This window comes from Haloferax profundi (assembly GCF_001469865.1).
GTDB lineage: Archaea > Halobacteriota > Halobacteria > Halobacteriales > Haloferacaceae > Haloferax > Haloferax profundi.
Genome location: NZ_LOPV01000340.1, coordinates 1 through 7,496, shown reverse-complemented (window position 1 = coordinate 7,496; position 7,496 = coordinate 1). Strand labels below are relative to the sequence as shown.

The following is a 7,496-nucleotide window of genomic DNA, read 5'->3' as shown; positions in this document are numbered from 1 at the left end:
ACCGACGAAGGGGGCATGACCTCCCACGCGGCTATCGTCTCGCGCGAACTCGGCGTGCCGGCAGTCGTCGGCACCGGCGACGCAACCTCGACCATCGACGACGGCGACATCGTCACCATCGACGGCGACAAGGGGACCATCCGCGAGGGTGAAGAACCCGAAGAGAAACAGCGCCAACCGGTCGAAGAGGCACGACCCAAGACCCCCGTCAAGCCGATGACGGCGACGGAGGTCAAAGTCAACGTCTCCATCCCCGAAGCGGCCGAACGCGCCGCCGCGACGGGTGCCGACGGCGTCGGCCTCCTCCGCATCGAACACATGGTGCTGACGCTCGGCAAGACGCCAGAGCGATACATCGAGCAGAACGGCGAACGCGCCTACGTCGACGAAATCGTCTCCGGCGTCCGCGAAGTCGCCGAAGAGTTCTACCCGCGTCCGGTCCGCGTCCGCACGCTCGACGCACCCACCGACGAGTTCCGCCAACTCGAAGGCGGCGAGAACGAACCGCGCGAACACAACCCGATGCTCGGGTACCGCGGCATCCGCCGTGGCCTCGACAACCCGAACATCTTCCGCCTCGAACTGCAGGCGTTCCGCCGTCTGTTCGACATGGGGTACGACAACATCGAAGTCATGTTCCCCCTCGTCAACGACGCCGAAGACGTGCTTCGCGCGAAAGAGCACATGATAGAAGCGGGTATCGACCCGGACAAGCGCGAATGGGGTGTCATGATAGAGACGCCTGCCGCCGCGCTCTCGATTCGCGAACTCGCCGACGCAGGCATCGACTTCGCCTCCTTCGGAACGAACGACCTGACGCAGTACACGCTCGCCGTCGACCGGAACAACGAGCACGTCGCCGGCATCTACGACGAACTCCACCCGGCGGTGCTCAAACTCATCGGCGACACCATCGAGGCGTGCCGTGAGGTCGGTGTGAAGACGAGCATCTGTGGGCAGGCCGGGTCCAAGCCCAAGATGGTCCAGTTCCTCGTCGACAAGGGTGTCAGTTCCATCTCGGCGAACATCGACGCCGTCCGCGACGTCCAACACGAGGTCAAGCGCGTCGAACAGCGCCTGCTCCTCGACTCGGTTCGCTGACGGACGCTCCGTCCAGCCTTCGACGTCCTCTCGTTTTCGTCACACGACGCCCAGACGCTGAGCGTCTGTTCCGTGGTGCCGAATCCATTTATTCTGCCGTCGAGACGCCCGACGAGCCCCGTCTTTTTCTTCCCAGCACACGTCTCTCTAGTGAGAGGTTCGTGATTCATCCATGTCCACCGCCGTCGATACACCCTCCACGCCACAACCGACGACAGTCGCCCGCATTCGGGCGGTAATCGTCGCACTCGCCATCGTCGCCGCCGCCATCCTCCTCGGTGTCGTCCTCACAATCGCCGCGTTCGTCCCCGTCGTCGCACTCGGTGTCCAGTTCGACCCGTCGGGGTCGCTGTTCCTCGTCGCCTCACTGATACCCTCGCAACTCGCGTTCGCAATCGTCGGTGTGCTCGTCGTGGTTGTGCTCCTCGGTGGAGTCTCGGTCCGTGTTCCCACGCGAGACGACGTGAAGTGGGTCGGCATCGGTCTCGTCGCGAGTTTCACCGCCGTCGGATTGCTCGTCGTCGCGTCGACCATCGTCGACCTCAGTCCGATACAATCGGTCGTCGGTGAGGCGGGGAGCGTCGACCCAACCATCTTCGTCGTGCTCGCACTCTTGTCCATCTTCGTCATCGCACCCGCCGAAGAGGTCCTCTTCCGCGGTGCCGTCCAGGGGCGATTGCGCGAGACGTTCGGCCCTGCTGCCGGTATCGGCCTCGCCAGTGCGATATTCGCGTCGCTCCACGCGTTCAACTTCGTCGGTGGCGGGTGGATTATTCTGGTCCCGTTGTCGGCGCTCTTCCTCGTCGGCGCGGTGTTCGGGTACGTCTACGAGCGAACGCAGAACCTCGCCGTCCCCATCGTCGTCCACGGACTGTACAACGCGACGCTGTTTCTCTCGTCGTTCGTCGTCGGGTGAGCAGGGCTCGCCGCACTGTCTGGTGATTTCTCGGGGGCGGGTGGCTCTTTTGCGGGTGCGCTGACACTGCGCAAAGGAGCGGAACCGATATACTGGGTGTGGTTATAGAGTGAGGCATGCAGCGCGCGGCACCGCAAACGTTCGACCGCGTTCTCTCTTCGATGTGTACCCAACCGCACCCGGCCGCCCGTGAGGCCGCGTCGCGATTCATCGCCACCAATCCGGGCGACCCTGCGACCTACCAAGCGGTCGCTGCACTCGAAGAAGACGCACTCTCGTACCTCGGCGAGATTACTGGGCTTGCGACCCCTCACGGCTACGTCGCCAGCGGCGGCACAGAGGCCAACATCCAGGCAATCCGGGCCGCGCGAAACCACGCCCGGGACGACGACCCGAACGTCGTCGCCCCCGAGAGCGTTCACTTCAGTTTCCAGAAGGCCGCCGACGTACTCGACGTCGAGTTGCGCATCGTCCCCGTCGACGCCGACTATCGGGCGAACGTCGCGGCAGTCCGCGAGGCAGTCGACGACCACACGATTCTCGTCGCTGGCGTCGCCGGCACCACCGAGTTCGGCCGTGTCGACCCGATTCCAGCACTGACCGAAATCGCCCACGACGCGGGTGCGCTGATGCACGTCGATGCCGCGTGGGGTGGGTTCATCCTCCCCTTTACCGACCACGAGTGGTCGTTCGCCCACGCCCCCATCGACTCGATGACCATCGACCCGCACAAGTACGGACAGGCAGTCGTCCCCGCGGGCGGCCTCCTCTTCCGTGACAAGGAAGTCGTGGACGCACTGGCGGTCGACACGCCGTACCTCGAATCGACGTCGCAGGCGACACTCACCGGCACGCGAAGTGGTGCGGGCGTGGCCTCCGCCGCCGCCGCGATGCGCGAGTTGTGGCCCCACGGCTACCGTGAGGAGTACGAGACGCAACAAGCGAACGCCGAGTGGTTGTATCAAGAACTCGTCGCCCGCGGGTACGACGCCGTCGAACCCGAACTCCCACTCGTCGCCGCGCGCCTCCCCGACGCTGAGTTCGAGTCTCTCCGTGACCTCGGGTGGCGCATCTCTCGGACCGCGAGCGGCGAACTCCGCGTCGTCTGTATGCCCCACGTCTCTCGGGAGTCGCTTCGGGCGTTCCTCTCCGACCTCGACGACGTGTCCAGCGGCCCAGCACGGAACTGACGGGCGACTGGATTTCTCGACGGGAAACGTGACTATCACCGATAACGGACGGTTCAGCGAACGATAGCGTCGCTTCCGAAACCTGAAGGCTTACATTCGATTGGTTGTGAGTGTCTGGTGTGACCCTCCCCGCGCTCGTCTCGCTCGCTGACCTCACGTTGGGCATCTACCCCGACTTCTCGTGGCTCACCTCGCTCGTCGAGACGGCTACCGGGTGGTTCGGCCTCGCGATTATCTTCGCGTACTCGTTCCTCATCGCCTTCGCCCTCCCCGGCGTGAGCGAAATCGTCCTCTTTGCTCCCCTCAACCTCGGCCTGCCATACAACGTGAAACTGGCACTCATCATCGCCGTCAGCGGTGCCGGAAAGGCCGCTGGGAGCGTCTTCGCGTTCCACATCGGCCACGAGACGAAGGAGTCGGGATACGTCGAAAAAGCGCTCGCCCGCCTCCCGGTCGACGTGATGGGGTGGACCGAGCGAAAGGCGATTCACATCGCTCAGAAGTGGGGCTACGCTGGCCTCGCGGCGGCGCTCTGTGTCCCGGGGTTCCCGGACACGCTGTCGATTTACGCGTTCGCAGTCCTCGAAGACGACTACCTCAAGTTCGCTGCGGCCACGTTCGTCGGGTCGGCCGGCCGACTCATCGTGACACTCGTCGGCATCGAGGCCGCTGTCGCCTTCCTCTGAGCGCGGGTCGACGTCGCTCGTTCGTCACTCCCCCGGAATCTGAGAACCAGAAGCGCTGGTTATCGGTTCCTGCCGCGTACTAGTATCATGGCATACAGACGCATCTCCAACCAGGTCGTCGTCGGGGGCGCTATCGTCCTCGTCGGCCTCGTACTGCTCGCGAACAGCACCGGCGTCTACGACACGACCGGACTGCTTCGGTACGTCCCGTCGCTGTTCGTCCTCGTCGGTATCTACGCACTCGTCGCCAGTGGGTTCCGAAACGTCGGTGGACCACTCGTCCTCATCGCCATCGCCGGGGCGTGGCAAGCGGTCGCCCTCGACCTCGTGACGGGGTCGCAAATCCTGTCGTTCTGGCCGGTCCTCCTCATCATCCTCGGTCTCTCGGTCGCACTCGGGCGGGTTCGCTCGTCCGTCGAACCGATTACCGGTGACCGCGTGGACATCGTCGCCATCTTCGGCGGGCGCAACGCACGGGCCACGACTACTCGCTTCACCGGCGGGGCTATCACGACCCTGTTCGGTGCCGCCGAGGTCGACCTCCGCGACGTGGTCGACGTCGAAGAGACCGCTCGAATCAACGTCACGTCGATTTTCGGCGGCGTCGACATCACCGTCCCACGCGACTGGAACGTCCGAATAGACGTGCTCCCGGTCTTCGGAGGCGCCGAAGACGAACGCCCACGCCGCGAACTCGAACACGAGACGGTGGACCTCGTCGTCTCCGGATTCTGCGCCTTCGGCGGCGTCAGCATCAAAGATTGAGCGCCTCCAGTGAGGCGCGTCTTTTATATTTCTCCTCGCTCTTGTCTGCGATGTGATTGCGACGGGTCTCCCCGACAACATGCGCATGCGTACTCTCTTTTAGCCACGGGTGGACCCGTTGTCGGCCTTCGTCGCGGTAACGCGCGACGACGCCGAACCCGGTGAACCCCGGGCTGTTTCCGCATCGACCGACAGACGCATCCGTACCGGCGGGCTTTAGGCCCGCATCCGAGATACACGACACATATGAGTCACGAGGAATTCCCCACAGAGAACCCAGCGGTGGTGACGTGCGGGTTGCCCTACGCGAACGGTGACCTGCACATCGGCCACCTCAGAACGTACGTCGGCGGCGACATCTACAGTCGCTCGCTGCGAAAACTCGGCCAAGAGACCGCCTTCGTCAGCGGGTCGGACATGCACGGCACGCCCGTCGCCGTCAACGCCGAGAAAGAAGGTGTCACGCCCGAGGAGTTCGCGCTTCGCCACCACGAGAAGTACGAAGCGACGTTCCCCCGATTCGACATCGACTTCGACAACTACGGCCACACGCACGACGAGACGAACACCGAACTCACACAGGACATCGTCCGAACCCTCGAAGACGAGGGCTACGTCTACGAGAAAGAGATTCCCGTCGCGTACGACCCCGACGCGGACCAGTGGCTTCCCGACCGATTCGTCGAAGGTGCCTGTCCGTACTGCGGCGAACACGCCCGCGGCGACGAGTGTGACGAAGGCTGTGGCCGCCACCTCGAACCCGGCGAGATAGAAGACCCAACCTCGACGCTCACCGGCAACCCTGCGGAGTACCGCGAACGCCAGCACAAGTTCTTCGCCGTCTCCGACTTACAGGAGTACCTCCAGGAGTTCATCGACCGCCTCGAAGGGACGTCGAACGCGCAGAACCAACCGCGTGAGTGGATAGAAGGCGAACTCCAAGACTGGTGTATCACCCGCGACATGGACTGGGGAATCGACTACCCAGGTGACGAAGCAGACGACCTGGTCCTCTACGTCTGGGTCGACGCCCCCATCGAGTACATCTCTTCCACCAAACAGTACACCGAACGCGTCGGTGCCGACGTGTTCGACTGGGAACAGGCGTGGAAAGAGTCGGGCGACATCGTCCACATCATCGGCCGCGACATCATCCAGCACCACACCGTCTTCTGGCCGGCGATGCTCAAAGGAGCGGGCTACATCGAACCCCGCGCCGTCATGGCATCCGGCTTCATCACGCTCAACGGCAAGGGCTTCTCTACGTCGCGGAATCGCGCCGTCTGGGCCGACGAGTACCTCGACGAGGGCTTCCACCCCGACCTGCTCCGGTACTACCTCGCCACGAACGGCGGGTTCCAGCAGGACGTCGACTTCTCGTGGTCGAAGTTCCGTGAGCGTGTGAACAGCGAACTCGTCGGGACCGTCGGGAACTTCCTGTACCGCTCGATGCTCTTCGCGTACCGAAACTTCGAGGGCACCCCAGAGGCCGACGTGTCCGAGGAAGTCCGCGACCGGATTCAGGAGGCTATCGACGAGTTCGGTGCGGCTATCAACGACTACTCGATTCGGAAGTCCGGCAACGCCGCCGTCCGCCTCGCCCAGTTCGGCAACGAGTACATCCAGCGGAACGAACCGTGGAAACTCACCGACGAGGACCCCGAGGCGGCCGCACAGGTCATCCGCGACTGCGTCCAGATTGCGAAGGCCATCGCCGTCATCTTCCAACCCGTCGCGCCCGCCAAGATGCAGGCGCTCTGGGAGCAACTCGGAGAAGACGGTGAAGTCGCCGACACGCGCATCGAAGATGCACTGGAGACGCCGCCCGCGTCGTTCGGCGAACCCGAAGCGCTGTTCGAGAAGATAGAAGACGAACGCGTGGAGGAACTCAACGAGAAACTCGCCGAACGCGTCGCCGCGACGGAATCCGAAAGCGACGAGTCGGAGGAGGACGCCGACGAGAGTATGGCAGACGAATCCGACCTCGAACCCATCGCAGACGACCGCATCTCCTTCGAGGAGTTCCAGGAACTCGACCTCCGCGTGGGCGAGGTTCTGGACGCCGAAGGCATCGACGGTGCGGACAAACTCGCCAAACTGACCGTCGACATCGGCGTCGAAGAGCGCCAAATCGTCGCCGGTATCAAGCAACTCCACGACCTGTCGGACCTCCCCGGCAAGAAGGTCATCATCGTGGCCAACCTCGAGAAGGCCGAACTGTTCGGCACGGAGTCCAACGGGATGCTCCTCGCCGCCGGCGACCAGGCCGACCTGCTGACGACCTACGACGACGCGACGCCCGGCACGAAGGTCCAGTAAGGTCACCCGAATCCCCCCGATTTTTGCGTCGAATCCCGGTACAGTATCGCAGAGGCTATCCGTCCTGCTTGCCCAGCGTCGGCTATGGAACTCGGTGGACGAACCGTGGTTGGAATCGTGGTCGCACTCGTCGCCATCGTCGGCGTCGTCGCTGCCGTCACCGGTGGTGGGGCCGGAAGCCTGACCGTCGAGCGTGTAGACGAACTCCCCGAAGGCCAAGGTGCCGTCGCGTTCGCGAACCTCGACCCGGACCAGCGAGCAGTCTTCGAAGAGGCAGTCGAGACCGGAGAGGCAGTCCAGATACCGACCGAGTCCGCACGTAACGAATTCGTCGAACCCGGCTACGTCCGGTACGACGGTGGCATCTACAAGACGACTGTGACCTCGTAGCCCGTTCGAGACGGCCACCAGCAATCTCGTCTTTTCCTCGAAAGCCAGCATCGTATCGGAGTCACTATGAGCGATGACAGATGACCCCAGACTATGCGACTGGGCGTGTCACTCGCCGTCGTCCTCCTC

Annotated in this window: 7 protein-coding genes; all 7 read left to right on the top strand. The window is 63.7% G+C overall.

Annotated features, from left to right (window positions below; all coding sequences use genetic code 11):
* On the top strand, positions 1-1,101 hold a 1,101-nt coding region (locus tag AUR66_RS12930; protein WP_269432585.1), incomplete at its 5' end, for a putative PEP-binding protein.
* 172 nt (positions 1,102-1,273) lie between these two features.
* A complete protein-coding gene (locus AUR66_RS12925; RefSeq protein WP_058572753.1) occupies positions 1,274-2,017 on the top strand; it encodes a CPBP family intramembrane glutamic endopeptidase in 744 nt (247 codons plus the stop codon).
* Positions 2,018-2,133: 116 nt separating this feature from the next.
* On the top strand, positions 2,134-3,207 hold the full coding sequence (gene mfnA, locus AUR66_RS12920; RefSeq protein ID WP_058572752.1) for a tyrosine decarboxylase MfnA: 1,074 nt from the start codon (positions 2,134-2,136) through the stop codon (positions 3,205-3,207).
* Positions 3,208-3,326: 119 nt separating this feature from the next.
* On the top strand, positions 3,327-3,893 hold the full coding sequence (locus AUR66_RS12915; protein ID WP_058572754.1) for a YqaA family protein: 567 nt from the start codon (positions 3,327-3,329) through the stop codon (positions 3,891-3,893).
* Positions 3,894-3,980: 87 nt separating this feature from the next.
* Positions 3,981-4,658: a LiaF transmembrane domain-containing protein gene (locus AUR66_RS12910; RefSeq protein WP_058572751.1), complete on the top strand. Its 678-nt coding sequence runs from the start codon at positions 3,981-3,983 to the stop codon at positions 4,656-4,658.
* 246 nt (positions 4,659-4,904) lie between these two features.
* On the top strand, positions 4,905-6,977 hold the full coding sequence (gene metG / locus AUR66_RS12905) for a methionine--tRNA ligase (protein WP_058572750.1): 2,073 nt from the start codon (positions 4,905-4,907) through the stop codon (positions 6,975-6,977).
* Between the two features lie 84 nt (positions 6,978-7,061).
* Positions 7,062-7,367, top strand: a complete 306-nt coding sequence (locus AUR66_RS12900; protein WP_058572749.1) for a hypothetical protein — start codon at positions 7,062-7,064, stop codon at positions 7,365-7,367.
* Positions 7,368-7,496 lie beyond the last annotated feature (129 nt).